We start from the raw sequence: 24890 nt of genomic DNA, 5'->3' as shown, positions 1-24890 counted from the left end.
TGGCTGCACATCAAAATAAGCAATTGTACTGTTATTTTTCAATTAAGAGGTAGAGTAATTTATGATAGCTGGCCTTGATTGGAGACGTCTCCAAGGCTACTAGTTAAAGTATTGCCTCAGAGCTTAAGGTTAGATTAGCCTATTTGCCAGGATCCATGGACTTCAATGTTAGGTCCTCAGTTTCTGAATCGGGAGAAGTCAATTGAGGAGGCGCAAAGAACAGAGCTGAACTTCTCCTAGCTTGGGCAGAGATGCTTAGTGTTTGCGGTTCCTCTACATCTGAGTAGGTCACCGCTGTTGTAGTTTGAGTCGCCGCTACCGCTGTTTCTCGGTTTGAGTTTGTAAACAGACCAAACCTTCCTGTGGAGGGTTGAGGATTTGGCGAATCATGATCTGCTAATTTAGGCGATTTTCTTTCTTCTTGTTTAATCTGGTTTGTGGGTTCAGTACTTTTCCGCTTACCTAAAAATCGTTTTTTGGTTTCGGGTTGTTTTTCGCTCTGCTCCTCAGTTTCTTCGTTATTTTGACTTGTTTGAACAGGTCTTTTTTTAGATTGTTGTGTTTCAGTATGCTCAGCTTTTCTTTTAGACCGTTGTACTTCAGCCCGTTTCGCATTTTCTTGTGCTAATCCCTTTTTGTAGCTTTGAAGATAAACTTCCCGCAATTGACGTTCTAAAGCAAGTGCTTTTGGAGAGTCGGTGGCAGTTAAACGCTTGAAGGCGGCTAAACCCTCGAGTGTTGAACATGGAAATCTTATACGTTTTGGATGTGCTGATCCCTTGTTGGTTACATGACGAGCGACGTAATCACTACCTCTTTGCAGACCTTTTGCACGTAGCTGAATTGTTAATTGTTCAACAATTAAATCTTCGTTACTAAGAGAGGCTTCTCCCAATTTAGCTTCATGTTCTAATTCAATTTCGATGCACAGCTCGGCGGCAATCAATTTTTTTTTCTTTTGCTTTGCTAGGGCTAACACATGGTTTTTATCAATGGGAGGACGCTTTAGCACCTGATCATTAAAATCAATTAGATTTCTAAGATCAGTGATATCGCATTTTTGGCTTAGAAGTTTTTTAATCTCTTTGTTTATGTTGAGAGATTTGACTAGCTCGGATATATTTTGGGGATCCGCACGATTTAACAATTCTTGAACTAATTCAAGGTCTTTATTACGCAGAGCGACGAGCACAGAATCTACATCTATCTCTACTCCATGGTCTAATAAAATGCTTACACAAGCCTGGTTTCCTAATGTAATAGCTTGACAGAGAAAGAGGGGAGCCCCCTTTGTTTTATTGAGAATTTGCGGATCGATAGCCAATAAGCGCTCAAGAATATCGGTTCTATTGCTGTCAATAGCTGCTTTGATTAATGGAGGATTAAATTTGTTTCTTTTCTCAATCGCTTTGACAAGGAGAAAAATGATTTCGGAATAATCAACCTCCTCTAAGCCCATAGTGCCAGAAAGTAAACTCGTTAGTGTAAATTCGGGATCGGCTTGCTTTTTTAATAAAAATATCACCAATTCCAGTTGGTTATGTTCAACTGCTCGGAACAACAGTGTATTTTGGCCGATTATTGGTTCCTCAATTTCAAAAAAGTTATTATCTAATACATACTTTATGATATTTACATGACCATGTTCTGAGGCCCCCATCATCGCTACCAGCATAACCCAATCAAAATTCGCTTTTGCTTGTTCATAAGATTCCTTCGGGGTCGGTTTGATCTTACTCTCTGTAGATAATTGCAGCGCTTTACTTTCGTCCAGGTCTTCAGTGGTTGCAGATGAGGATTCCGATTCTAAATAATTTTGCAACTGGATGCATTCATGGTGCAATGGAATAATCGATGATTTAAAAATAGCAATAGAACCATAAATAGCCGCAATAGAAATGGTGCTTGGTAAATTTCTTGCCGCATTTTTGATTCTAAACGAAAGCGGAGTAGAGTTATTCGCTTCATGCTCTTTTATAAATGAGTTAAAGCCTTCAACCATATAGCGTTGCCCATTGCGAACGACAAAATGGTAAAGTTCTGTAAATCCTAAAGCCAGAAGGTTATTGTTTGGAATAATTATTAATTTTTTCATTAGTTCTAAATGACCAACCAGGGCTGCGAGCATGGTCACAGTTTTATTTTCTTCAAAAATAGCGGCATTAATTAAATCGGGCTTGATTTTTAAAAGGGAATCAATGGCCTCATGTTGATTACACAAGGTAGCCCAATACAGATGGTCTTTATAGCCGCGTATTATTAATTGCTCCAGAACTTGAGAGTAAAAATAATTTAAGATGGCTTGTCGCTTAAATCGGGCCGCCGTTTTAATTAAAATAAACTGGTCTGCTTCTAAGTGCTGCAGAGGGATCATTGCTGCGCGAATATCTTGGATAGCACCTATAGCAATTAAAAAAATGTATTTGCAGGTTTGAGGCGATAAAGAGCCATATTGCTCTCTATAAAGCGTTATGAACACAGTTCGCCAGTCAAAGGTGGACGGTAAAGGAGCGGGGAGGTCTTCCGAGAAAAAAAGGTTAAATAATTTTTCCCAAACCCAATAGTCGTTTGCTAATCGGTAAAAGAGTTTACTAGTTAATTGCACCTTGCCTAAGAGAGATTCAGGGTCAATAAGGGAAAAAATACGAACCCAAATTTCTTCGGGTAACTCGATATATTCTTGTGGTACTGAAGGGGGTGTTTTTTGAATGAAACTGTACTTAGTTCTCATGGTTGGTTCGAGGGGTGCTTATTAAAATGAGCAATTGTACTATTATTTTTCAATAAAGAAATAGAATAATTACAATCGCTTAAGTCCAAAATGTAATTTATTTTAGAAAGCGGTCTGTCTTTAGGCTATAAGAGTTTCCCACCAAGTTTTCCCCTTCCTGCGAAGAGCAGGATCAATTATTCAGAACCCCGAACTTATTTATACTCATTAGTCAAAGCAGAAGTTAAATCTGGGTAATGAAATTGATAACCAACTTCCACTAATCGTTTGGGTACCACACGTTGTCCCTTGAGCAGTAAATACTCACCCATTTCACCGAATAAAGCTTTTATTAGATAAGCCGGCATTTTTAAAACCAACGGACGATGCATTGCTTTAGCGAGGGTGCGTGCAAATTGCGCTTGGCTGACGGGAATAGGGGCCGTTACATTGAAAGTACCTGTCAAATCAGGATGGTCGAGTAAGAATAAATAGGCGCCAACTACATCATCAAGGTGTACCCAGGAGAGGATTTGCTTACCATCGCCGATAATTGCCCCTAAACCGACATAAAAGCTAGGACTAAGTTTTTTCAACATGCCTTCCCCTTTTTTAAGTACGACACCAAAACGAGTAGTCGTTACTTGCATGCCATAATCTACGGCAGGTTGCAGCGCGCTTTGCCAACGAATGCCAATTTCACTAAGAAAATCAGGATGATTAAAGTTAATCAGACTTGTTTCATCGAAAGCTTGAGGATCGCCATTGTTTTGCGTTCCATAAATTCCAATCGCATTGGCACAGTAAAAATGGGGTTTGGCTTTGTGCTTTATTGCCCAATTAATCAAATCAGAGGTGGTATTGACACGTGAATCAATCAGGAGGCGTTTTACTTTTGGAGTCCAGCGTGACGCGCCAATGCTGTAACCACAGAGATTAATTATTGCATCATAGGAATTAGCATCCAAATCCGCTAGTTTTTCCCAAGTGCAGGTTTTTATTTTTTTTTGCGGAAATCGTTTTCGCAATACTTCATTGTCGCGTCCAAGTACGGTGATCTTATGTTTTAACTGTAGGACGTTGACTAAGTGATGTCCGATAAAACCAGAGGCTCCTGCGATCAATAAATTCATGCTCACTCCCTTAATACATCTTGGCAAATTACCAGAATAACTGTGCTGGTTATTTTTCTCAATCTAAAATGTGGTTAATGGTTTCTTAATAATCACTTTGTATAATAGTTTTAAATCCATTTCGATCTTTATCCCTATGACAATAACTGCTGGTATAGCGGAGATCAATTCTCTAGATGATGCGAAGGCTGCTTGGGAATTGTTTTTGGGGCGTTTTTTCTCCCCAGAGATTCCCAATGAGGTTGATGTCACTTTTAATCCCGAATTGCGAAAATTTACTCCACGACAAAATCATGATGCCAAAAATCAGGATCCTTCCAATGCCGATGGAAGGACAGACCACTCCGATGACTTCGATGATTTCTTGAATGGGAATGAAGTGACGATTCCGGTTGGCATGGTACTTCGACAAAAGTGCCTCGATGATCTTGAGCAAGCAATTAGAGAAGGTGATTACAAACATCGACGGTTTTCATATACCTCTTTACCTTTTTATGCCTTGTGGCTGTTTAAACAAAACAAAATAACACGTCAGCAATTGGCAACTATCTTGGCAAGAGTACAAGTTCTTCAAACTATGCCGATAAAGGAAACATTTAGGATTGTCGATGATCAAGGCCAATTTACCCAAGATGCAAAGGAAAGACTACTTCCTATTCTTAAAAAAAATGCTTATAGCGGAGGCTTAACTGACTGGCATGTGGAGCGCTTTCGTTTGCTTATGCATGCAGCACCTAAGTCAGAGCAAATGTTTTATACCTCAACAGCTAATCCCAAAATTGCACGTAACGGGGGCCTGGGAACTCAACTTGGGGATGCCCTGGCAAGAAATGGCGCTTGGTTTAGAAAAAATTCTCTGTTTACTGAGCATAATGTTGATATTCATATGTCCTTTGGCGCTATTGAAGGGTTGCAAATAGCAATAAAAGGTATTTCTGGAGCGGCGGCTGCTCGTGCAAAATTAGGTAAAGTCAGTATTGACTCAGTCAAAGAAGGGGTTGAGTATAATTACAGACAAACAGCGGTAAGTATTCCTGATAGTGGTGTTGAGGCAATAACGAAAGGTATTCATAATTATTCCTACAGCCCAATGCCTGCAGTCACTGCACATGATGTTTTTCATGCAAGATTACACAATACGATTCCACCTGAGTTTCATATGATGTTAAATCATATGGATTACATTGCTTCCAAACATACTAAGATACCGAAGTCAAAACTGCTCTGGCAGTTAGTTGATCGGGAATTTCACGCCTTTCAATTTCAGTCTATTAATTTAAATTCCCCGCAACAAGGAGCTAGGTTGTTTGTAAATCTGTTTGCTACAGACTTAGAAGAAGAACACCCTCTTTTGAAAAATGACCATTTAACTGATGAAGGCATTGCAATAGTTTGGGACATGGTCAATCAGCCTGAAAAGCCTGAAATATGGCAAAAAATTTATAAAGTAGATATAAATAGCCTAGGTGAACCTTATAAGAAACATATCTTAAAAATGAAAGATTTTGCTCAATCAGGTAGTCTTAAAATGGATGAGCATCCTAAACTTATTAATCTTAAATATCGGTTATTTTGCACGACCTCTCCAGCAGACTATAAACTGCTTTATCAAATAATCGATACAATGAAAGACGATTTATTAACTAATGGCAAAGCGAGATTACTATTTGGAAAAACTAAAACAAACAGAGTAGCTCTTAAATTCGGAGTGCCTAAGCATAGCTTTGTTATCACTGAAGAAAACGTAAAAAAATTCATACCTTTTCTCCTTAATAAATATCTTTTCCAAGGCATTGATAATCAATTTATCCAACAAGAGGCAAGAGCACTATCTGATAAAGGGGTTTTAGGCGTTACAGCAACAGCCCTTAATGAGGAGCTGCAAAAATTTTCTTCTTTTGAAGAAAAACTAGCCTTTCTTGAAAATTGTTGTATTCGAATAGTGAAGTCAGAAGCCTATGAGAGAAAACATCCGCTCGTGGATAGTTACTTTGCTTTCTTAAAAAACCCTTTGACCACCTCGCAACGACATCATGTGAGACTGCTGCAGGAAAAAATGCAAGAGCTGGTTACTGAACGACTGAATGAATTGAAGGAAGAGCCAGAAAAATTAGAGGAATTTAAGTGGCTCATGGTAAATCGAGATTCAAAACTTGCCCATGTAAACACTAAACGGTTTTATTTGCATTTCGATGTGTTATTTGCAAATAACGCCGATAGTCAAAAGTCAGTGCCGCTGAATCCTTAATATCATCGAGTTACTCAATACGACACAAGTTTTGAAAATGACATTGTTGACAAATTGAGGCATTGATAGGTTGCGGGGGGCAGTGACCTTGCCTGAATTCTTCTGCTAATTCAGTTAATTGCGCTTCCCAATGTTGTCGGTAATCAAGCCAATCTTCCTCTTTTTTTATGGGGGCTAAACCGGGTAGGGAATGATTTTCTTCACTTAAGCCTTTACAACTAAATTGCCCTGCTTTTAATTGAGCAAATACGAGCCCATTGATCGTTTGATCAAGCAATGCATAGAGTAACAATTGTGGTTCTTTAGGACGTTCCTCTTTCCATGGCAGACTTTGTGGCAAGCTGCTTTTATAATCAATTACCCATTTTTTGTCTTGCTCAATCCGGTCAAGCCTATCCACGCGAACACGAAAATCAATTCCTGCTAAATGTATCGTAAACGCTTGCTCTAGAGCTTCAACTTCAAAAGCGGGGCGTTGCCGTTCCCATTGAAGGCAAGCATGGACTAAACGCTTGAGCCTTGCTAATTCAACCTCTTGGAACAGGGATGAAAAAGAATGGGTTCGTTGATCAATTAAAGGTTCTAAAGCTGAGCGAATGGCTTGTTCGATATGGTTTTCTAATTCTTCGGCATTAAGTTCTAATAAGGTTTTTTGATTGTGTAATGCTCGCCAGAGTAATTCCATGACCTTATGAATCACCTGTCCCCGTTCTTTGGCATCAGGCCCAACTGAGGTTTCTAAAGTCGTTCTAGCATGTAAGCGATGCTCTGCGAAAGCACGGAATGGACATTTTGCTTGATTGGCTAACATCGCAGTTCCTCCTGCCGTTTTTTCACCATTAATCAAAGGAATTTGATAATTTTCTGCGAAATAAACGACTTGAGAACTAGTATTTGCTTTGTCAATTTCGCTTGCAGGAAAAGCAGGTAAATGAGCAACCAGCGGGCTAGGCATGTTGGGTTTATCATCACTTAAGCGAGGGTAGCTATAAACTACCTGAGAGCTACTATTAGCAAAGCGTTGCAAGACCTTTTTTGCCAAATCTAATTCACGTGCAGGCGAAGCATGCGGCATACAATTATCACGTTGCAATGAGAGTGGAATAAAGGCAGAAAGTCGTGCATTTTGCGGCAAAGATTGATCAGTCAAACCTGTTAACCAGAGGCTATCAAAAGAACAGCCTCCTGCTTCTAATAAGCCAAGAATTTGAATCGGCGCTTCTGCTTTTTTAGCTTGAAAAATGGTTGATTTTGCTAAATAACTGAAGGCATTAAAGGCTTCCTCCTGGGACAGCTCCACAGTGAGTAAATTAAGTTGTTTAAACTCGTCAAATAAGGCTAAAAATCGTTGATAACATTGATAATTAGCAGAACTTAGAGAGTATTCACCTGGAAAGCCTAGAGCTAGTAGGCGATTTTTAAACGCTGTAACCCATTCAGTTGGGGAAGCACTTTGAGGATAAGGGGTGATGGTTTTAACTAACTCAGCCAATTGAGGGGTTGTTTGCTTCAATTCTTTAAGTAATGCGGTTTGTTCAAATTGAAATTCCTTCAGTACCTTGCTTTCCTCCATAAGCTGGGCTCGAGCCAGCATTTCAGTTTGTGAATAAGCCAAATAAGGCGAATGAAGTAATAAACGTGCTTGATAAGTATTGAAATAATTGCCATTGAGCTGAATCCAGCAGATTGCATGGGCAACGAGTGGGTAATCGGACAAGGCTTGGCCAAGAGAAATATTAAATTGTTCTGGCGAAAATTGCTTTTGCAAAAGGCGTTGCAAGGACTGAGATTGAGTTTGTAAACCAGGAACGACAACAGCAATGCGTTTTTCACCTTTGGCGAGACAGGTTTTTATCCAATGCATTAATTGCTGATACTCATCTTGTTTGTCCTGAGCGGCATACAATTGTAGCTGGGTTGTCGTTGTGTTCAGATCATAGTGGTATAGTTGGCAACCTTGCCCGCTGAAATATTCTTGTAACGCACGTTGTTGCGGGGTGTAATCATCAAAACAGGCCCATACAAAGCTCTCTCGCCCGATATCTGTTTTTTGACAGCTTAAATAATTGGCTAATTGAGCTTCCGTAATAGCCTCTATTTGGTGGAGTTGCTGAAGTAATTCTAAAGCCCAGAGTTGGAATTGCCTTGTTTGCGGCGTCGACAAAAAAGAAGGATGGTTAAAATCAATTTGCCAATATTGACAACGAACCCAAGCATCCACCACCGCTTGTAGTAAACCCTCGTTCAAGAGCGGAGTATGATTTTTAAGAGTCTGGCGGCAAAGATAATGGAATTGTGCTGGGGTTAGAACAATAGGGTGCGAATTATTTGGGTCGTTGTGACATAAGAGCTTGAACTGAATTTGCAAAAAAGCAGAATAGGGCAGACAACGAGGTTTATCCTGCACGGATTCGTAATGAGTTTTAAAAAAATCATTCATTAATTCATTGCTTAAACGATTATTAGGAGTAATAACCGTAGCGCCATTTTCCATCAGTTTAAACAAAAGGGCTTTATCATTCATCATTGGGTGCATCAGATTATCCGTGATCTTTAGTTTCAATGCGTTGCTGATCAACGGCAATTAAACCGGGTAAGAAATGTTTGTTGAAATAAATCGCTACAAGCCCGGAAAGAGGAATAAACCAAAGTCCTATCGTCAAGCTGAGTGAAGCTAAGATTGCTCCATAAACAACGAAGTAATCTTTCACGTGGTGCAGCCGACTTACAAATATCGGATCGGAAAAATAATAATGAGCTAAAATCGCTAAACTCCCAAGAATTAGTATCAGAAATGCAAGTAAAATACCGATTAAAAAAGGACGAAACCAATGTGCTTTTTTAGCTAAAGCTTTTCCCAAAAAGCAACCAACTAAAGCGCCAATAATGAGGGCAACGAAGACAGAAGGCAATAGAGGTAGAAGCGCTTTGTCGCGTAAAGATAAGAGGGTGTATTTGGTAAATAAGCTAAATAACAGTAAATACACGGCAAAAAAAACGGCCCCAGCAAATCTGGGGCTTAGTGGAGAATAATTGTTAGCCTTTGAATTCATCATCTTGTCACTTAGTGGTTACATGTTCTCTATTTTGCTCCGCGGGTTTTACTACGGTCTCATCTTTTGTTTCTACGGGATTTTCTTTAAGTGGTTTTAGTTTTTCATGTTTAGAGTGTAGTATGTCGTAAACTAGATGCCCGCGTAAATACATTGCTGCTAAACCGGCAGCAATTGCAAGCCACAAACCTGCGACAAGAAAACAATAGAGTAATATAAATAAATAAGTAACAAACAGGTTATTGAACCCTAAGTCAGCAAAGGCTTCAGGGTGATGGGTCTTAAATAAATAGAAGAAGATTAAAGCATAAATAGGTAAAGCAGCAAGAACCATGGCAAAGCCCCAAAGAAACGCTCTGCGGCGATAGGGTTTTTGAGAATGGATAATACGCTCGCCAAAAATAGCACCAAAACAACTCGCCATGATTACTGCTAGCAGTATGGCTTGGAAAGTAGGTAATATCTGTGCCACCCCGAATGCATAAAAAAAGGCATCAATAATGATGGTTGCCACAATTGATAATAAGCCAAAATAAACTGCGGAAAGCAAGCGAGGGTTTGAAATAGATAAAGCCTCATCAATTTTTTTCATTATTTCTCCTCCAAGCAAGCAATGATTAGATAAGAATCGGTTTCCATCGCTTGTAAAAATCCATTAAGTATAATATTAGACTAAATTACGTGGCTTATTTCACCTTTAATTAAAATTAACGGTCATAAACGTTTGAATAGAGTTAATTATTTGGTAAAATTATGGTCATTGAGTAAATTTGTTGTAAGCTATGACTTTTTTTTATAAAAGTAATGAAATCATTCCAGGAGAACCGAGTCGAGCGGGGCATACTTTTTTTAAAGATGCTCAATACCTTGATGCTGATGGTTCTTTAAGAAAAATTGTTTATAAAAAAAATAAACAAGGCAACCCTCAATTATCTCGCCTTGAATTGGCATTAACTCTCGTAGCTAGGCGTTTTTTAGGGCCTGATTTGACTCCTAAACAGGCCTTAGTAAAAAACGAGGAGCAAGAAATTATTGGCCTTGCATCCGAGCACTTTTCTTACACCGCAAAAAGGCGGGAAGGCTTAGGTGTTTTTGCATCCATTGACAAAGATAATAGGCCCAAACCTGCGAACGATTCGGAAGGTATAAAAAATAACTTTAAAGAATCGTCATCACGCTACTGTATTACTTACAGAACTGTCAGTGAAGGGGAACAAATTCCGATCGCTTTTCTTGATCAATATGATCCAGGTATTTTTAATGTGTTATGGCAATTGAGAAGCAGCGGGCAAATCGAATTCGACATGAATTCCTTAGCTAGTGTGTTAACCAGTTCTTATACCTTAGAAGAAGATGATCTCCACAAAGGGAATTGGGGTTTTTATATAGTAAAAAAATTAATAAAAGGGGAGGAAAAATTTCAAGTTGTATTTTTTAAAATTGATAATGATATGATGATGGTTGATAGTGTGATGTCGCGTTACAATGCTCGTATGACAAGCTGGCTACATAACGAGCATGCTTTCGCAATCACACTACGCGATCTTACTGAATTTCCAAACCTTCTTGATTCAAAAAATTTTTATTGGCCGACTTATTTACGTTTGCTTGCAAATCCACTCGATAACAAAGCGTACTCAAATTCCGAGGAAGTTTGTGCCTTTATTGAATTAGGTAAAGACCCCGAGTTTCAACAGGCAAAATGGCGAGAATTTTATAAACATATTCTTATTCCCCAATCTATTATTGAACAAGATTTAGAAGAATTTTTTGATAAAAATAATCCGGAAGATAGAGCACAAATTGCTTTAATTACTCATGCAGTGCTAGCAAGACAAGCTATGTTAAGGGCTGTACTTTTTTCTAGCTCTCCATTTCGTGATTTTGTGACGACCATGAGTGAAGAAGATTCCCAATCAATTCAGGAAGAAATTATTAGAGATATCAATCCATCAATCCAAGAATATTTAATTAATGATATTGATGCGAATATGAATCGCTATAATTCATTCTGTGCAAATGAATTTATCGAGGGTGATACACCATTGCATCTCGCAATTCGACTAGGGGATTATCGTTATCAAGAAACTTGGCAAGCGTTTAGTGAGTTTGCGGAACAAGAAAATAGTGAAGGCGAAAAACCGTTAGATGTCGCTGTCGCAGCAATTGAAAATGTCCATTCTCATCCTCTCCATGAGGTAAGAAAAAATCCCTTTCTTATCATTCAATCCCTCCTCAAAGAAGGGGTGGAAAAAACAGATTCGTATAAAGAATTAAATAAACAACAAAGGAAAAAAATCAAAAGCTATTATTTAAATTCCACTCATAGGATAAACGCCTGTGAAGTGAGTTCTACTAAAGAATTATTAGAGCTTATGCAAGGCATTGGTGAGGATCATAATTTAAGCTTGAAAATGAAAAAAGAACATTCAGTTATCTGCATGAAAGAATTTATTAGAGCGCATAAAGATGATTCTAATTATGAAGAAATTTTATTAGATATGAAGGAAGCTTTGAACGGTTATAAAAATCCTCCAGCACCAGAGCTTCAATTTATTCGCCAACTACGAAGTCGTTTATGGATTATTCGTAAAATTAGAGGTCTTTTTGGACAAACTTCGACGCAAAGTGAACTCAATGGATTAATCAATCAAGAGTTAAATCGCTTAAATCCCAGCTGCTTTTTTTCCTGTTTTTCCTTCTTTTTCTGTCAATCCGAGACTGATATTGATTCTGAGACAATAATTCCAAATTCTCAAGAAGATGTTCCACTCATTTCTCATGAAACTGTATTAGTTATTTGACTGCTTCTAAAATAGCAGTCACTCCCATGCCCCCTGCTGTACATATAGAAATTAAGCCTCGGCCGCTGCCTTTTTGGTGTAGCATTTTGGCAAGACTTGCAACAATCCGAGCGCCTGTTGCAGCGAAAGGGTGCCCTAGAGCGACAGATCCCCCCTTGATATTTAATTTTGAGCGATCGATGGTTCCCAATGGTGCGTCCCGATGAAGGATGCGTTTGCAATAATCCTCTGATTCCCACGCTTTTAAAGTACATAAAACTTGCCCCTCAAACGCCTCATGAATTTCATAAAAATCGAAATCTTGTAGAGCTAATTTATTACGCTTTAAAAGTTCAGATACAGCAATGGTGGGGGCCATTAACAAGCCTTCACCATGTACGTAATCTACCGCTGCGACTTGAGCATCAACAAAACGGGCAAGTAAAGGATAATTAAATTTTTGAGCTAAATCTTCACTAACCAAATAGACTGCCGAAGAACCATCGGTGAGAGGAGTAGAGTTGCCTGCAGTTAAAGTGCCGGAACCGCTAAAATCAAAAGAGGGTTTTAACTTGGTCAATTTTTCTATCGTCGTATCTTTACGCAAAATGCCGTCGCGTTTTATGCCTTGAAATTCAAAAACCAAATCATCGTAAAAACCCTCATCATAAGCCTTAGCAGCATTTTGATGACTTAAAAAAGCCAATTCATCTTGGGCATTACGAGTAATATGCCATTCTTTCACCATTTTCTCAGTATGTCCCCCCATTGATAAACCTGTCCTGGGCTCCACAACCGCAGGAAATTGCGGTTTTAAATCGCTTGGACGAAAAGAAAATAATAATTTTAATTTTGTGGGAAAATCTTTCGCTTGATGCAAAGCAAGTAATTTTTGAGCAAAGGAACGCTTGAACATAATTGGCATATCGCTATTTGTATCGACACCGCCAGCAATGCCATCATCAATTTGGTAGTTGGCAATTTTAAGGGCGATTTGCAAAGTAGTTTCTAGACTCGTTCCACAAGCTCTTTGCAGCGAATATCCCGGTGTATGAGGATTGAGGTTGGAGCCAAGTACGCATTCTCGTGCGAGATTCCAATTAAAAGAGCTATTCATCACAGCGCCAAGCCCCACGTCACCCAAAACTCTATTTTCAAGGTGCATTTTTTTGACCAGTTCCTGTAAAGAAGCAAGCATCAAATCCTGAGTTGATATTTCATTATAAGTGGTCATTGACTTTACAAAGGGGGTCCTAATGCCTCCTGCGATATAGACTGGTCTTGTTTTCACCTTGAAATCCTCTTCGGGTATATTAGCTAATAATAGCTCAGCTTAAGCGAATTTATTAAGACAATTATTGGCCATCGATTAGAAAATATATTCTTTATGTGCCTATAAAGTTCATAGGAGTTGGGGGACTAAATACAATGATTAATGCATTTATTTTATAGTTGTATAAATGGTTATTGTTCTTTAGACTATTTTTTTCCAGTGCATATTAAGAGACTTCACTAAAAGATAGGATATAACATGACAAAATTAAGGAAATTTAAAACCATAACGAGTGTAGGATTAACTACAACTTTGCTATGCGCAAGTTTTGTATCGAATGCAGATAATATTTGTACTATCAATGGCTCTGGTCCTTCGGGCCCGGGTGTTGAGAATGCAATAACTAGTTCTCCTATTTATCAACATTTATATAATTCATTATACCCAGCGATACCCATTTTCACTCAAAATCTCCTTGATTTACAAAATGCACAGACCGTTCAATCAGGCCAAGACGCTACCTATGCGATACTGAAAGCGAATGCTGATAGCTTTGTTGCCAACTACAGTGCCACTAACCCCTCTGCGCAAGGTGGAAGACTGGTCATTGCAGATCCAGATGGTACTGTGGTCTATGATTCAGCAAAGAATGGAAGCAATTGCTCAGGAGCTGCGGGTCCAGCTAATACTTTCTCTTGTTATTTAGCAAAAGGAATTAATGAAAACCACAATACACGTGTCTCTTTCATGGATTCAGAAATGTGGTCATGTGGCGTTGGTGCTGAAAGAAAATTTAGTACTACGGTTAATCAAACTCAATCTTATGTAGCAGCACGTTTAGGCGCGCATTTAAATGGTGTCGGTGCTATCAGACTTGGCATTAACTCTTAAGTGACCACTACGCATTAGAATAATTATTTAATTAAGGAGTATCAGTGAATCGGAATTCGTGTTTATTCGTCTTATCAGCCACTCTTCTAGCCTCTAATGTCTTTGCAGGTACTATGGGATCTTTAGCTGCTGTACCTTCCTGGTCTTGGGTGGGCGCGGTTAGTGTAGGTCCAGTCTGGGAGAGCAGTGGTCGGACTCAAACATTAGGGTTACCAAGAACCTATATCACTCATAAATCTAACAGAACTTTAGTAGACGGTGAAGTTTTTATAGGTGTGCAAAAGCCGTTTCTCCAACAGCTTCAGGCTCAATTGGGACTTACGGTTGCTGCAACAAGTGATGCTAGGCTTTCTGGTTCAATTTGGTATGATGCAAACCCATTGTTTAATAATTATGCTTATAATTACAAACTGCAACATACTCACGTTGCTGTTAAAGCTAAATTACTAAGAGATAATGGCTATTGGTTAATTCCCTGGGTAAACGGCAGTATAGGTGTGGGTTTTAACGAATCATATTCCTTCAGAAATTCGCCAACGATATTTGAGGCCCTGCCTATTTCCAATCTTGGCTCTCACAGCACAACATCCTTTACCTATACGGTGGGTGCAGGAGTACAAAAAGCGCTGAATTCAAATTGGCAAGTTGGTGTTGGTTATGAATTTGCCGATTGGGGTCGGAGTGAACTTCGAGTGCCCACTTTCGGTCATGGCTTAAAACTCAATCATCTCTATACCAATGGAGTTTTATTTAATTTAACTTATATTGCATAAGGTCTAGGTCATGAAGACACGATTTCTATTGAAAAAAACTGGGGTGGGGTTAAGCATGCTAATGATGACAGCAGCACAGGCCGGGATTCCTGTTTGGACCTTTACTCCTTTAACACCTACCAATATCGTAGTGCCATCAAATGGCACAGCGAATGTCAAATATCAGATTACGAATCAATCCATTCAGCCGCATCTTTTAGCAATGTTGGACGTGCCCTTTGGTATCACTCAGATTAAAAACACTGCTGGAGACTGCGATCCCTTTTTTTATCTGTCAACAATAGGGCAATCTTGTACACTGAATTTAAATATTACGGGTTCTAATATGATAAGTAGTAGTATTCAGGGTGGACCTAAGGTTTGTCAGCTAAACTCTCTTGAATGTTATCAACCCGATCCATTAAGTATTTTAAATATCATTCAAGGCCCTATGACCTTTTGCTCTTTAGGTGGGTTCGGTCCTTCCGCCCCAGGTGTTGATAGCGCAATAGGTGGCTCAGCGCTTTATCAGAATTTATATTATTCATTGCTCCAAATGTCACAAACCTTCACCAATGATTTAACAGCCTTACAGAATGCACAGACTTTTCAGTCTGGTCAGGATGCTACTTATGCAGTATTGAAAGCAGATGCTGATAATTTTGTCGCCAGCTTTAACGCCACAAACCCAAGTTTACAAGGGGGAAGATTGGTCATTGCTGATCCGGATGGTACTGTTGTTTATGATTCTGCAAAGAATGGCAGCAATTGCTCAAAAGCTGCAGGTCCAGCTAATACTTTTTCATGCTATTTAGCAAAAGGAGTTAATGAAAACCACAATACACGCGTCTCTATCATGGATGCAGAAATGTGGCCTTGTGGAGGAGGGGCTGAAAGAAAATTTAGCACTACTGTTAATCAACCTCAATCCTATGTAGCGCTACGTTTAGGTCCACACTTGAATGGAGTTGGTGCTTTCAGGCTTGGTGTTAATTCTTAATGAGGTAATTAAAAGACAAAGGCTTGAGTGCCTTTGTCTTTGATTTGATAATTATTTGTTCTTTATAAGTTTATCTTCAACTTCTTTTTTCATAACAATAATTGAAATACGGCGGTTATTTGGATTTAAGGGATTTGTTTTATCCAATAAAACCGAGGAAGCAAAGCCCGTTACTTCCATGACTTTATCTTCCTGTAAACCCGATTTAAGAAGAACTCGTCTTGCCGCATTGGCTCGTTGTGTAGATAATTCCCAGTTACTTTGTGTCAAATCCTCAGGGTTGTTGTAGGGATTTGCATCCGTATGACCTTGGATACTAATTTTGTTGGGGACAGTTTTTAAAAGCTTGGTGATTTTATCAAGAATGGGTTGCATTTCTGGACTCATTTGATCCGATCCCATTGGAAACATAGGCTTATTCTTATTATCAATAAGCTGAATACGTAAACCCTCCGAAACTTCGTCCATCAATAAGCGATCTTTTAATTCGGCAAGGGCAGGATCTTTATCTACCATGATCAAAATATTTGATTTTAATTCTTTAAGTTTCTCTATTTCCTTTTGTTTCTCGTTAAGCGTTCCTTGTTTCTCCCCATCAGCTGTTTTATCAGCGGAGACTTGCCCGTCATGCTTATCTAATTTATCCCCCCCACCTTTAACTATGTTTGTCCTCGAACCCATGCTATCGCCGCCAATTAAGGCAATGCGTAGCGGCTGTTTGAAATATTCACTTATGCCATCTTTTTGTGCTTTATTTAAAGAGGCGATTAGCCACATCAATAAGAAAAAGGCCATCATTGCCGTGACAAAGTCGGCGTAAGCTATTTTCCATGAGCCACCATGGTAAGGATGGGACTCCCCCGCTTTTCGTTTAATGATAATGATGTTTTTACTTTCAGCCATAATTGCTCCATAAGGTAGAGGCTAAGCATTGAGGATGCATTTTGCACACTAGCGTTATCGATGATTGTTAAGCGGCATCGGCAGTATCTGCTTTTACTGGTTTAATTCCTTCATTAAGTTCATTGAATGATGGTCTTGCGGTTGAGAACAAGACTTTTCTGCCAAATTCAGTGGCGATAAGAGGGGGGTTACCACTCACACTCGCTAAGAGTGTGACTTTGATGCAATTCATCATCAGCAAGGTTTCACCTGAACGTTGTTCAATGGCGGTTGCTATCGGCCCAATGAAGCCATAGCCTAATAAGATCCCAAGGAAAGTTCCTACTAATGCTTGAGCGACTAAAATACCAAGTTCCGCTGGCGGGAGATTGATAGATTCCATTGTGTGCACCACGCCCAAAACCGCAGCTACAATACCAAAGGCGGGCATACCATCGGCAAGTTTAGTAATGGCGTTTACTGGAATAAGTTCTTCTTGATGATAAGTGGCTATTTCACTATCCATGAGCGATTCCAATTGAAAAGGCTGCATGTTGGAAGTGATAATTAAGCGAAAATAATCACAAATGAATTCAATGACATGTTTTTTTGTTAAAAGACGCGGGTAGTTACTAAAAATCGCACTATTCTCGGGGGCATCGATATCAGCTTCTAAAGCCATCATTCCTTCCTGGCGTCCTTTGTTCAACAAAGTATAAAGCAAACCTAATAAATCCATATAAAGTACTTTGTTTGATTTTTGGCTTTTAAAAGCAGTGGGTAAGGCTTTGAAAATGGCTTTTAAAACACTGGACTGATTACCAACGATTAGAGAGCCGATTGCTGCTCCGGTAATAATTAATAATTCAATAGGTTGAATGATTGCTTTCAAATGCCCACCAGCCAGGGCAAATCCACCAAAAACCGATAATACAATTACAATGTAGCCAATCAAGATAAGCATGTAATGTCCCTAAAATGTATATTCCCTATAAATACCCATCCTACCTGCCCTTTTAAGGGCAGATGAATTGACTACTATTTTAGATAATCATGTACAACCCGACCATAAGGTAATACTAGATCAGTGATTATATGTGCAGCTTTAACGACATGTTTTACCGGTAAGAAGGCAATAGGAGCCAGGGCATGATAGTTTAAATCCAATCGTGCAGGTCCTGTCCAGGCCCCTTTAATGACCAAATCTTCCAAATGATATTCCACCAATTCACAAATGCGGGTTGTTCCATCAACATGGGGAATTATTTTCAGTAGATAATTGGGGCCGGACATGGATTTTTTTATAGCCTCTGTCTCGAGTTTTTCATACTTGAAACCCATAGTGGCTGTCGCGACCCGAGAACTACCATAATCTAAAATACCCAGAAGGGTTTCTTTTTCCACTCTGAGGCAGGGTTGTGCTAGCTTTTTGGGAAAGCCCCAAATTTCCCGTCCACCTGAGATCGGAGGTTGGTCATCTAAATACATTGCATGAGTATAAGAGCCTGACTTTCCCTTAAAACGAACAGGGATAACTTGACCCGATTCGGTATAGTCACCAAAGCCAGTTGAATCTGGCATCCGAATCACTTCAAAATTAACTAAGGGTTCAACGACTTCTAGGGGCGCCGGTACTATCTCACGCAGTAAGTCGATATCTGTTTCGTAAGTAATAATAAAGTATTCTCTATTATTAAACTGATAGGGCCCTCGAGGGTAAGAGGGGCATGAAAAAGGCATTGCAAATGCATTCTTCTTAATTTGTGCTTCATCCATTTTAAAATTCTCCTTGACGTATTAAGTTCATTAATACTTAGCCACAATTACTCCATAAACCAACCATGACTGACTACTAATGATTGACCGGTTAAGGCATTGGAGGGGAACGCTGCGAAAAATAAAGCGGTTTGCGCAACATCCTCGACGGTGGTGAATTTTCCGTCTACTGTATCCTTTAGCATAACCTTTTTAACCACGTCTTCTTCACTTATTCCCAATTCTTTTGCTTGTTCAGGGATTTGTTTATCTACCAAAGGAGTGCGGACAAAGCCAGGGCAAATGACATTAGCATGAATTCCATATTCACCTGCTTCTTTAGCAACTACTTTACATAAACCTAATAATCCATGTTTCGCAGTTACGTAGGGTGCTTTTAATTTAGAGGCCAATTTTGAATGGACAGAGCCCATATAGATGATACTGCCGCCTTTTTTTGCTGCGTACATGTGTTTTAGACATGCTTTGGTCGTTAAAAACGCACCGTCTAAATGTATAGAAAGTAATTTTTTCCAATCGGCATAAGCTAATTGATCAATAGGGTCAATAATTTGAATTCCTGCATTACTAACAAGGACATCGATGCCACCAAATTGTTTGGCGACTGCATCAACGCCGGTGTTCACTTGATCTTCGTCAATAACATTCATTTGAACTGCCATTGCTTGACCTTTTTTAGAGTTAATTTCGTCAGCAACAACTTGGGCTTGTTGAAGATTAAGATCGGCAATGGCTACTTTTGCGCCTTCACTTGCATAAAGGAGGGCTATTTCTTTACCTATTCCACTGGCTGCGCCTGTTACAATGGCTACTTTATCTTTTAATCGCATGATTACAGTCCCTGTTTAGATATTGTTTTTACCAGTATAGCAGCGAGTTTTCTATTTTGCTTTAGTACTTAATCGCTAATTTATCAATGACTTCTAAATAAAAACCCCGGTTTTGCGCTTTTCAAACTCAGTATGAGCTAAGAGGGCGCAAAACCAGGGTTTTAACTTCAACAGCTATTAGAAGCTACTGAAAACTCCATTTCTCCAAAAACCATTACCATAACCTAATCCATAGCCATATCCGTTACGATAACCATATCCATTACCATAGCCATATCTATTACCATAGCCATATCCATTACCATAACCATATCTGTTACCATAGTTATAATTGGTATTGTAATAGCCACTTCTCCATGCATGTCGATAATATCTTCTGTCTTGAGATTGACCGATTTGGTTACCAATTAGAGCACCAGCGCCAGCGCCGATAATTGCACCGCCCCCACGGCCAACAGCATAACCAACTCCAGCTCCGGTAGCCCCGCCTGCAACGGTTCCGACTTGAGTATTAGTGCAAGAGCTCAGGGTGATGGTAGATAAACTAGCAAAAATTAAAGTAGAGATGATTGTTCTTTTCATGGTTCTTTTCCTTTTGTTAGTATTGTTGTTTCCCTCAGAAATCATATTAGTACAAAAATAAACAAAATGTTTAATAAAAAAGCAAAATATTTTTTTTAATGTCATGAAAAAACAGGCTAAGTCTTACTGGGACTGTGTTTTAAGCTTGGCTGAGTATTCTGATTGCAAAGATAAATTTTTTGGCTTGAGAAATTATTCATCCCCCAGTAGTATTGGCTTTATCGTTTGGGAAAAAGAGGGCGTAATGTTTCGAGGAAGTATAGTAGCATTGGTGACTCCAATGCATGAGGACAAAGTGGATGTGGCTAAGTTACGCGAACTAGTTGAGTTCCATATCACAGCAGGTACGCATGCTATTGTGGCTGCGGGCACTACTGGAGAAGCAGGAACCCTGTCTCATCAAGAGAAACTTTTAGTCATAAAAACGGTAATAGAACAAACTCGCGAACGCATTCCAGTCATTGCAGGTACTGCAATGAATGCGACTAAAGATTGTATCGAATTGACCAATGAAGCCATGGAATGCGGCGCGCACGCAGCCCTTATCATGACACCAGCTTACATTAAACCGACCCAAGAAGGGCTTTATCAACATTACAGTGCCATTGCCAATTCCGTGGCCATGCCAATCATTCTTTATAATGTACCGGGTCGAACCGCTTGTGATATGTTGCCTGAGACGGTCGTAAGACTTGCTAAGATTTCAAATATCATAGGAATTAAAGAAGCAACTGGTCAAATGTCTCGATTGCAGCAGATTATACGCGCGTCAGAAGGAAGTATTGATGTCTATAGTGGCGATGATCTGACTGCGGCTCAGTGGCTTTTAGCAGGTGCAAAAGGGGTGATTTCCGTCACAGCCAACGTTGCAGCCCGACAAATGGCAAAATTATGTGATGCTGCTTTGGATGATGATCATGCAGGTTGTTTACGAATTAATGAACAATTGATGCCCTTGCATCAATTATTATTTGTAGAGTCTAATCCTATTCCTGCAAAATGGGCCTTAAGTAAAATGGGTTTGATGAGCGATGAGTTGCGATTACCAATGACAACCTTGGCTCAAGAACACCATCAAGCAATGGAGCAAGTACTTCGTAACTTGCAACTTATATAGAAGAGGATAGTTGTAGTGAAAAAAAACGTTGTTCTTTTAATATCGGCGCTGCTTTTAGCGGGTTGTTCTGCTTATACTAGTAATGGTGAAAAGCAATATTTACAAAGTAAAAATGGGGCTACGGTAGCCGTGCCTCCGCCGTTGACCGATTCGAATATTAGTCATTTTTACGATCTGCCACAGCAAAATCAAAATGCTCAAGTGAGCATAACACCACCGTCGGATCCAGAACGTAAAGGTAGCTAGTTAACATACAGGATGATTATGTCAATAGAAGCAGATGGGTTAGCTGTTATCCAAGACTTATCTAGACGTATCGTTGAGGCTCAAAGTCAGATACGTATTTTAGATAGCATAAAATGGGATGAGTCAATCAAGCAGGATTTTTTTAAGCATAAAGGAAAACGCCTACCCGCTGTTGATGAATCATACTATAAAAACAGGCCACTTCCTTTTGATGCTCATGAAAAGCAAGAAGAGTTTCGTTTAATTTTACGAGACGCACAAAATCATCTTGGACAATACACGCCAATCACTCGGCTAATAAAGCGTCAGTGCGAAGAGTATTCGCGGGCTGCGCAGATGCTCAATGTGCGTGGAACGCCCGCTTTTTGTGAATTATCGATGGAATTGTACGGTAGCCCGAATGATGTTTTCTATTCCGGCGGACCGAGATTATCCGAGTTGGGTACCCTTCTTTTTGATGTGCTCAACGCGCTCGATGTGCAATTAAAATCAGAAGCGGATGTAAAACGTTATACTCCGAAACAAGCACAAGAAATGTTGCAGGAACGTTTAAGTCAATTTTTTGATCAGCATCCCGGCAGAGTGACTGTGCAAGTGAGTGATGACATGGTCGCCGATGCTGCAGCAGGTGCTGATACAATTAAGCTCAGCCAAAAAGCAATGTTTAGTGATCGGGATTTAAAATACCTTGAAGTACACGAGGGTTGGGTACATGTTGGCACTACTTTAAATGGTTCGATGCAACCTTATTGTTTCTTTTTATCTAAAGGTTCACCTTCAAGTTCGGTCATGCAAGAAGGTTTGGCTGTCATTACCGAAATAGTCACTTTTTCGTCCTATCCTGCACGCGTGCAAAAAATAACTAATCGGGTTATTGCGCTTGAAAAAGTCAGACAAGGTGCCAATTTTCTTGATATCTATCAATACTTTATAGATTGTGGTTTATCGGAAGAGATTAGTTACAATCAAGCGGTACGTGTTTTCAGAGGGAGCACACCGGAAGGAGGTCCTTTTACTAAGGATCTTTCTTACGCTAAAGGATTTTTGTTGATTTACAATTTTATGCGCTTTGCAATTAGCCAGCGTCGTATCGATACAATTCCTTTATTATTCGCCGGTAAAATAGTCTTAGATGATTTGCCCTTGTTAGGTGAATTAAAAGAGCGTGGCGTGATTTCTCCTCCTGTTTATTTGCCTCCACCATTCCGTGATTTAGCCGCTCTCGGTGCATGGATGAGTTTTTCGCTTTTTCTTAATAAATTTAGCCTTACTGAAATTCAAAAAAATTTCCGTTTTCTTTTAACCTAGATTATTTCAGGGGGAAATGACATGGGGGTGTTAGTTTCTGGTGAATGGACTGATAAGGCATATGAAACAAGCAAAAAGGGGGGATTTAAAAGAGAATCCTCTAAGTTTCATCATGCTATTTCTGAGGACCCCAATGCTAATTTTCCCGCTGAAAAAGGACGGTATCATTTATATGTGTCTCTGGCTTGCCCATGGGCACATCGCACGCTTATTTTTCGACAATTAAAAAAGCTAGACGATTTCATCGATATATCAATCGTCCATCCCCACATGTTAGAAAATGGTTGGGAATTTAAAACAGGAATGGGGGCAACAGGAGATAAGCTTTATGGCTTAGCCTATCTTTATCAACTTTACTGCAAGGCTGATACACATTACAGCGGCAGAGTGACTGTCCCCGTTTTGTGGGATAAAAAAACGAAAACAATGGTCAGTAACGAATCATCAGAAATTATCCGTCAATTTAATCAAGCGTTTAACCATTTAACCGGCGACAAGCAGAATTTTTACCCCAAAGCATTAGCTGAAGAAATCGATGCGATAAACGATAAAATCTATAATACAGTTAACAATGGTGTCTATAAATGTGGTTTTGCGGTCACGCAAAATGCTTATGAAGAAGCATTTAATGAACTTTTTGCAACTTTGGATGAACTTGATAAACATTTAAGCAAGCATCAATATTTAGTGGGTGATCAGTTAACCGAAGCGGATTGGCGTTTGTTTACCACTTTAGTGCGTTTTGATGCGGTTTATTTTGGTCATTTCAAAACGAATAAGCGAAGAATTACTGATTATTCATCCTTACAACCGTATTTGCTGCGGTTATATCACCATCCTGGAGTCAGTGAGACAGTCAATTTGACCCACATTAAGCAGCATTATTATTACAGTCATAAAATGATTAATCCGATGCAAATTGTTCCTTTGGGTCCTGAGCTTAAGTTTTAAAAACACCAAAATAAAAGGAAATAACTCTCATGAATGAGAACAACAATTCAGCGCTTATAAACTTCCGAAAAAATCATTTTTTACCCACAGCTGCACTTTACTATAAAAACCCAGTACAACTGACCAAAGCACAGGGTGTCTATACCTGGGACTCGGAAGGAAAACGTTATTTGGATGCTATCGGTGGCATTGTATGCATTTCTGCTGGCCACAATCATCCAAAGATTAAAAAAGCACTTATTGATGCGATAGAAAATGACACTATTCAACATACTAGTCTACTTTATTTGCATCAAGCACCAGTAGAAGCCGCGAAGCATTTGCTTGAAGAAGCACCAAATGGTATGGACAGAGTATCGTTTACAAATTCTGGTTCAGAGGCGAATGAACTTGCCATCATGGCGGCCCGCCATGCGACAGGAGAAACGATGGTGGTGAATGTACGGCATTCTTATCATGGCGGTACTTCTGCGACCCTCGCTTCCTGTGGGCTCTCAATCTGGCGATTCAAAGCCCAGCCAGTGACCGCTGTAACTTCAGCTCTTGAGCCATATTGTTATCGCTGCCCCTTTAAACAAAAACCTGAAAGTTGCGCTTTAGAATGTGCAAAAAATGTAGAAACGACAATCCAAAATTCAACACATGGCAAGATTGCCGCTTTTATTCTTGAACCAGTGATGGGTGTGGGCGGTTTTATTACTCCGCCTGAGGCCTATTTTTCTGAGGTTTCTCGTATCGTTCATAATTACGGCGGTAAGTATATCAGTGACGAAGTTCAAACCGGCGCTGGTCGTTGTGGCGGAGATTTTTTACTCACAAAAACACTGGGCATCGATGCAGATATGGTGACTATGGCAAAAGGTTTTGGTAATGGCGCAGCAGTTGGGGCAGTATTAATGAAAACAGAGGTCGCTGAAACCATGACTGGCAAAACCTATTTCAATACCTTCGCCGCTGATCCTCTACAAATGATCCAGGCTAAGCTGACTATGGAAATTATTAAAGAAGAACAGTTGGTTGAAAATGCCCGTATCATGGGCAATCTTCTAAAAGATGGTTTGAATCAGCTAGGGAATAAACATTCTCTTATTGGCGATGTTCGCGGTCGTGGGTTGTTGCTAGGGGTTGAATTGGTCAAAGATCGCAAAACAAAGACACCGGCAACGGAGGAAGCCTTGCAGTTAATGGAGCTTTGCAAGGAGAAAGGTTTATTGATTGGCAGAGGAGGTCAGTGGGGTTCTGTCCTAAGGATAGCGCCGCCTTTAACAATTAATCGAGAAGAAGTGAATTTTATGCTTGAAACGATAGACAGGGCTTTATCAGAGTTGCCATCAGCGTAGTTGAATGGGTTGGTA

The 24890-nt window shown here is 39.6% G+C and carries 20 protein-coding genes and 1 pseudogene; 10 read left to right on the top strand and 11 right to left on the bottom strand.

Annotation, left to right across the window (positions count from 1 at the left end; genetic code table 11):
- Positions 1-139: 139 nt before the first annotated feature.
- Positions 140-2731 carry an F-box-like domain-containing protein gene (locus tag Ldro_RS11025; RefSeq protein WP_058496469.1) on the bottom strand — a complete coding sequence of 864 codons (2592 nt, stop codon included), beginning with the start codon at positions 2729-2731 and terminating at the stop codon, positions 140-142.
- A 194-nt stretch (positions 2732-2925) separates the two neighbouring features.
- Entirely contained in the window at positions 2926-3843 is a 918-nt protein-coding gene (locus tag Ldro_RS11020) for a TIGR01777 family oxidoreductase (protein ID WP_058496468.1), read from the bottom strand.
- 136 nt (positions 3844-3979) lie between these two features.
- On the opposite strand from Ldro_RS11020, the gene Ldro_RS11015 reads away from it, so the two are divergent.
- Positions 3980-6091: a hypothetical protein gene (locus tag Ldro_RS11015; protein ID WP_058496467.1), complete on the top strand. Its 2112-nt coding sequence runs from the start codon at positions 3980-3982 to the stop codon at positions 6089-6091.
- Between the two features lie 10 nt (positions 6092-6101).
- Here Ldro_RS11015 and Ldro_RS11010 read toward each other — a convergent pair whose 3' ends face one another.
- Genes Ldro_RS11010 through Ldro_RS11000 form a run of 3 tightly spaced genes read right to left on the bottom strand, consistent with a single transcriptional unit; the run spans position 6102 to position 9736 of the window.
- On the bottom strand, positions 6102-8618 hold the full coding sequence (locus Ldro_RS11010) for a PD-(D/E)XK nuclease family protein (RefSeq protein WP_238584007.1): 2517 nt from the start codon (positions 8616-8618) through the stop codon (positions 6102-6104).
- Between the two features lie 13 nt (positions 8619-8631).
- On the bottom strand, positions 8632-9147 hold the full coding sequence (locus tag Ldro_RS11005) for a hypothetical protein (protein WP_058496465.1): 516 nt from the start codon (positions 9145-9147) through the stop codon (positions 8632-8634).
- A 4-nt stretch (positions 9148-9151) separates the two neighbouring features.
- Positions 9152-9736: a hypothetical protein gene (locus Ldro_RS11000; protein WP_058496464.1), complete on the bottom strand. Its 585-nt coding sequence runs from the start codon at positions 9734-9736 to the stop codon at positions 9152-9154.
- Between the two features lie 190 nt (positions 9737-9926).
- On the opposite strand from Ldro_RS11000, the gene ankK reads away from it, so the two are divergent.
- A complete protein-coding gene (gene ankK / locus Ldro_RS10995; RefSeq protein WP_058496463.1) occupies positions 9927-11948 on the top strand; it encodes a Dot/Icm T4SS effector AnkK/LegA5 in 2022 nt (673 codons plus the stop codon).
- On the opposite strand, the gene Ldro_RS10990 is transcribed toward ankK, so the two are convergent.
- Positions 11941-13218 (bottom strand): acetyl-CoA C-acetyltransferase, encoded by a 1278-nt coding sequence (locus tag Ldro_RS10990; protein WP_058496462.1) that lies wholly within the window; start codon positions 13216-13218, stop codon positions 11941-11943. The genes ankK and Ldro_RS10990 overlap by 8 nt on opposite strands.
- Before the next feature lie 240 nt (positions 13219-13458).
- On the opposite strand from Ldro_RS10990, the gene Ldro_RS10985 reads away from it, so the two are divergent.
- The 3 genes from Ldro_RS10985 to Ldro_RS10975 are packed head-to-tail and all read left to right on the top strand — an operon-like array spanning position 13459 to position 15843.
- Entirely contained in the window at positions 13459-14091 is a 633-nt protein-coding gene (locus tag Ldro_RS10985) for a hypothetical protein (RefSeq protein WP_058496461.1), read from the top strand.
- A gap of 44 nt (positions 14092-14135) precedes the next feature.
- On the top strand, positions 14136-14864 hold the full coding sequence (locus Ldro_RS10980) for an outer membrane protein (RefSeq protein WP_058496460.1): 729 nt from the start codon (positions 14136-14138) through the stop codon (positions 14862-14864).
- A gap of 10 nt (positions 14865-14874) precedes the next feature.
- The gene (locus Ldro_RS10975) at positions 14875-15843 is read left to right on the top strand and encodes a hypothetical protein (protein ID WP_058496459.1); all 969 of its coding nucleotides are present in this window, start codon (positions 14875-14877) and stop codon (positions 15841-15843) included.
- A gap of 51 nt (positions 15844-15894) precedes the next feature.
- On the opposite strand, the gene motB is transcribed toward Ldro_RS10975, so the two are convergent.
- The 5 genes and pseudogenes from motB to Ldro_RS16795 form a co-directional block, all read right to left on the bottom strand.
- Positions 15895-16746, bottom strand: coding sequence for a flagellar motor protein MotB (motB, locus tag Ldro_RS10970; protein WP_058496458.1), 852 nt, complete (start codon positions 16744-16746; stop codon positions 15895-15897).
- A gap of 67 nt (positions 16747-16813) precedes the next feature.
- Entirely contained in the window at positions 16814-17689 is an 876-nt protein-coding gene (gene motA / locus Ldro_RS10965; RefSeq protein ID WP_058496457.1) for a flagellar motor stator protein MotA, read from the bottom strand.
- 74 nt (positions 17690-17763) lie between these two features.
- On the bottom strand, positions 17764-18501 hold the full coding sequence (locus Ldro_RS10960; protein WP_058496456.1) for an acetoacetate decarboxylase: 738 nt from the start codon (positions 18499-18501) through the stop codon (positions 17764-17766).
- A 47-nt stretch (positions 18502-18548) separates the two neighbouring features.
- The gene (locus tag Ldro_RS10955; protein WP_058496455.1) at positions 18549-19331 is read right to left on the bottom strand and encodes a 3-hydroxybutyrate dehydrogenase; all 783 of its coding nucleotides are present in this window, start codon (positions 19329-19331) and stop codon (positions 18549-18551) included.
- A gap of 321 nt (positions 19332-19652) precedes the next feature.
- Positions 19653-19913: pseudogene (locus tag Ldro_RS16795) on the bottom strand (glycine zipper domain-containing protein); the annotation flags it as partial.
- 244 nt (positions 19914-20157) lie between these two features.
- Between Ldro_RS16795 and dapA the strand changes: the two are divergent.
- Genes dapA through Ldro_RS10925 form a run of 5 tightly spaced genes read left to right on the top strand, consistent with a single transcriptional unit; the run spans position 20158 to position 24875 of the window.
- Entirely contained in the window at positions 20158-21030 is an 873-nt protein-coding gene (gene dapA, locus Ldro_RS10945) for a 4-hydroxy-tetrahydrodipicolinate synthase (protein WP_058496761.1), read from the top strand.
- Between the two features lie 15 nt (positions 21031-21045).
- The gene (locus Ldro_RS10940; protein WP_058496454.1) at positions 21046-21276 is read left to right on the top strand and encodes a hypothetical protein; all 231 of its coding nucleotides are present in this window, start codon (positions 21046-21048) and stop codon (positions 21274-21276) included.
- Between the two features lie 18 nt (positions 21277-21294).
- A complete protein-coding gene (locus Ldro_RS10935) occupies positions 21295-22584 on the top strand; it encodes a flavohemoglobin expression-modulating QEGLA motif protein (protein ID WP_058496453.1) in 1290 nt (429 codons plus the stop codon).
- A gap of 21 nt (positions 22585-22605) precedes the next feature.
- Positions 22606-23535: a glutathione S-transferase family protein gene (locus Ldro_RS10930; protein WP_058496452.1), complete on the top strand. Its 930-nt coding sequence runs from the start codon at positions 22606-22608 to the stop codon at positions 23533-23535.
- Positions 23536-23564: 29 nt separating this feature from the next.
- Entirely contained in the window at positions 23565-24875 is a 1311-nt protein-coding gene (locus tag Ldro_RS10925; RefSeq protein ID WP_058496451.1) for an aspartate aminotransferase family protein, read from the top strand.
- Positions 24876-24890 lie beyond the last annotated feature (15 nt).

This window comes from Legionella drozanskii LLAP-1 (assembly GCF_001467585.1).
GTDB lineage: Bacteria > Pseudomonadota > Gammaproteobacteria > Legionellales > Legionellaceae > Tatlockia > Tatlockia drozanskii.
This window is presented reverse-complemented; position numbering and strand designations above follow the sequence as displayed.

Excerpts from the sequence above, each read along its gene's own strand:
- Ldro_RS11025 (WP_058496469.1), bottom strand. The coding sequence starts at position 2,731 with ATGAGAACTAAGTACAGTTTCATTCAAAAAACACCCCCTTCAGTACCA.
- Ldro_RS11020 (WP_058496468.1), bottom strand. The coding sequence starts at position 3,843 with ATGAATTTATTGATCGCAGGAGCCTCTGGTTTTATCGGACATCACTTA.
- Ldro_RS11015 (WP_058496467.1), top strand. The coding sequence starts at position 3,980 with ATGACAATAACTGCTGGTATAGCGGAGATCAATTCTCTAGATGATGCG.
- Ldro_RS11010 (WP_238584007.1), bottom strand. The coding sequence starts at position 8,618 with ATGATGAATGATAAAGCCCTTTTGTTTAAACTGATGGAAAATGGCGCT.
- Ldro_RS11005 (WP_058496465.1), bottom strand. The coding sequence starts at position 9,147 with ATGATGAATTCAAAGGCTAACAATTATTCTCCACTAAGCCCCAGATTT.
- Ldro_RS11000 (WP_058496464.1), bottom strand. The coding sequence starts at position 9,736 with ATGAAAAAAATTGATGAGGCTTTATCTATTTCAAACCCTCGCTTGCTT.
- ankK (WP_058496463.1), top strand. The coding sequence starts at position 9,927 with ATGACTTTTTTTTATAAAAGTAATGAAATCATTCCAGGAGAACCGAGT.
- Ldro_RS10985 (WP_058496461.1), top strand. The coding sequence starts at position 13,459 with ATGACAAAATTAAGGAAATTTAAAACCATAACGAGTGTAGGATTAACT.
- Ldro_RS10975 (WP_058496459.1), top strand. The coding sequence starts at position 14,875 with ATGAAGACACGATTTCTATTGAAAAAAACTGGGGTGGGGTTAAGCATG.
- motB (WP_058496458.1), bottom strand. The coding sequence starts at position 16,746 with ATGGCTGAAAGTAAAAACATCATTATCATTAAACGAAAAGCGGGGGAG.
- motA (WP_058496457.1), bottom strand. The coding sequence starts at position 17,689 with ATGCTTATCTTGATTGGCTACATTGTAATTGTATTATCGGTTTTTGGT.
- Ldro_RS10960 (WP_058496456.1), bottom strand. The coding sequence starts at position 18,501 with ATGGATGAAGCACAAATTAAGAAGAATGCATTTGCAATGCCTTTTTCA.
- Ldro_RS10955 (WP_058496455.1), bottom strand. The coding sequence starts at position 19,331 with ATGCGATTAAAAGATAAAGTAGCCATTGTAACAGGCGCAGCCAGTGGA.
- dapA (WP_058496761.1), top strand. The coding sequence starts at position 20,158 with ATGTTTCGAGGAAGTATAGTAGCATTGGTGACTCCAATGCATGAGGAC.
- Ldro_RS10935 (WP_058496453.1), top strand. The coding sequence starts at position 21,295 with ATGTCAATAGAAGCAGATGGGTTAGCTGTTATCCAAGACTTATCTAGA.
- Ldro_RS10930 (WP_058496452.1), top strand. The coding sequence starts at position 22,606 with ATGGGGGTGTTAGTTTCTGGTGAATGGACTGATAAGGCATATGAAACA.
- Ldro_RS10925 (WP_058496451.1), top strand. The coding sequence starts at position 23,565 with ATGAATGAGAACAACAATTCAGCGCTTATAAACTTCCGAAAAAATCAT.